Origin of the sequence: Cellulomonas rhizosphaerae (assembly GCF_003470205.1) — a bacterium.
GTDB classification, from domain to species: domain Bacteria; phylum Actinomycetota; class Actinomycetes; order Actinomycetales; family Cellulomonadaceae; genus Cellulomonas; species Cellulomonas rhizosphaerae.
Genome location: NZ_QWKP01000013.1, coordinates 1 through 1,620, shown reverse-complemented (window position 1 = coordinate 1,620; position 1,620 = coordinate 1). Strand labels below are relative to the sequence as shown.

The following is a 1,620-nucleotide window of genomic DNA, read 5'->3' as shown; positions in this document are numbered from 1 at the left end:
GGTCGCAGCAGGCGCTGCGATGCGGGGCGCGGTGCGGGTGGGTGTGCGACACGCCGCGCGAGATGCGGCGCGTCGCACACCCACGCGCTCACTGCCCCGGGCTGGCTCGCGTGAGCCGTGCTCGGAACCGCGAGTCCCGACGGCTCAGGCCTCGATCGCCGGCGTGACGGGCGTGGAACCCAGCCGCGCGGGTTCCTGGCCCTGCTTGAGGGCGGCGAGCCGGGCCTCGACCTCGATCTGCTCGTCGGAGGTCTCGAGCTCGGCGAACTGGGAGTCGATCGACGACGCCGCGAGCTCGGCGTGGCCGAGCGCGAGCGCCTCCTCGCGGCGCACCTTCTCCTCGAAGCGCGCGATCTCGCTCGTCGGGTCCAGCACGTTGATGGAGGAGATCGCGCTCTGCACGGTCCGCTGGGCCTCGGCGGACTTCTGCCGGGCCACGAGGGTGTCCCTGCGCGACTTCAGCTGGCCCAGCTTGTCCTTCATGAGGGCGAGACCGGACTTGAGCTTCTCGACCGTCTCCCGCTGCGAGGCGATGAGCGGCTCGGCCTCGCGGACCTCGCCCTCCGCCGCGATCTGCTTGCCGAGCGCGACCTTGGCGAGGTTGTCGAACTTGTCGGCGTTCGCCGCGTCCCCGGCCGAGCGGTACTGGTCCGCACGCGACGAGGCTGCGAGGGCCTTGCTGCCCCACTCCCGTGCGGCCGAGACGTCCTCGTTGTAGTCCTGCTCGGCGAGGCGCAGGTTGCCGATCGTCTGCGCGATCGCCTGCTCGGCGTCGGCGATCGAACCGGTGTAGTCGCGCACCAGCTGGTCCAGCATCTTCTGCGGGTCCTCGGCCTGGTCGATCAACGCGTTGATGTTGGCCCGGGCCAGCTGGCTGATCCGTCCGAAGATGCTCTGCTTCTCGGTCATGGCTCGTGCCTCTCGTCGTCCTGTGGTCACTGCTGTCACTGGTGTCACTGCCCAGCCGGATCGTCCCGGCCGCCCAACCCCGGACTCCTCTGAAGGTCCGTCAGAAACCGCCTCCGGTCCCGCCTCCCCCGAAGCCGCCGCCGCTCCCGCCGCCACCAAAGCCGCCACCGCCGCCCCATCCGCCGCCGCCGCCGAAGCCGCCGCCGCCGCGCAGGACGCCGTCCAGCAGGATGCCGCCGAGCACCATGCCGCCGAGGCCGTTGCCGCCACCGAAGGGGCCACCACCGCGACGGTTGCTGTGCTGGAGCTCCTCAGCCTGCTCCACGTCCTGCTGGGCGAGCTGGGCGGCGTCGCGGGCGAGGTGCTCGGCGCGCTGAGCGGTCGCGAGGGCGGCCGCGGCGTCGGTCGGTCGCTGGTCGAGGGCCACCCCGTGCAGGCGCTGGGCCTCCGCCAGCCTGGTCCGCGCCTCGGGGCCGACGGCACCGCGCCGGGTGCTCAGGAAGTCGTCGGTCGCGCGCAGGGTGGACTCCAGCCGGCCGATGACGTCGTCCAGCTGATCCCGGGCACGGCGGTCACGTTCGACGGCGCTCCGGGTGGGGGCGAGGGCGGCGTCGAGCGCGGCCTCGGCGTCCGTGATCGTGCGCATCGCGGCGAGCGGGTCGGCGCTGCCGGCGCGGGCGGTCCGCGCATCCTGGACGGAGGCGCGGGCGG

1 protein-coding gene and 1 pseudogene are annotated in these 1,620 nt (G+C 73.5%); both read right to left on the bottom strand.

All coding sequences use genetic code 11. The features are described from left to right. Positions 1–144 precede the first annotated feature (144 nt). Positions 145–909, bottom strand: coding sequence for a PspA/IM30 family protein (locus D1825_RS00135; RefSeq protein ID WP_118765548.1), 765 nt, complete (start codon positions 907–909; stop codon positions 145–147). A gap of 100 nt (positions 910–1,009) precedes the next feature. Then, a pseudogene (locus D1825_RS18360) lies at positions 1,010–1,620 on the bottom strand (TPM domain-containing protein); the annotation flags it as partial.

Excerpts from the sequence above, each read along its gene's own strand:
- D1825_RS00135 (WP_118765548.1), bottom strand. The coding sequence starts at position 909 with ATGACCGAGAAGCAGAGCATCTTCGGACGGATCAGCCAGCTGGCCCGG.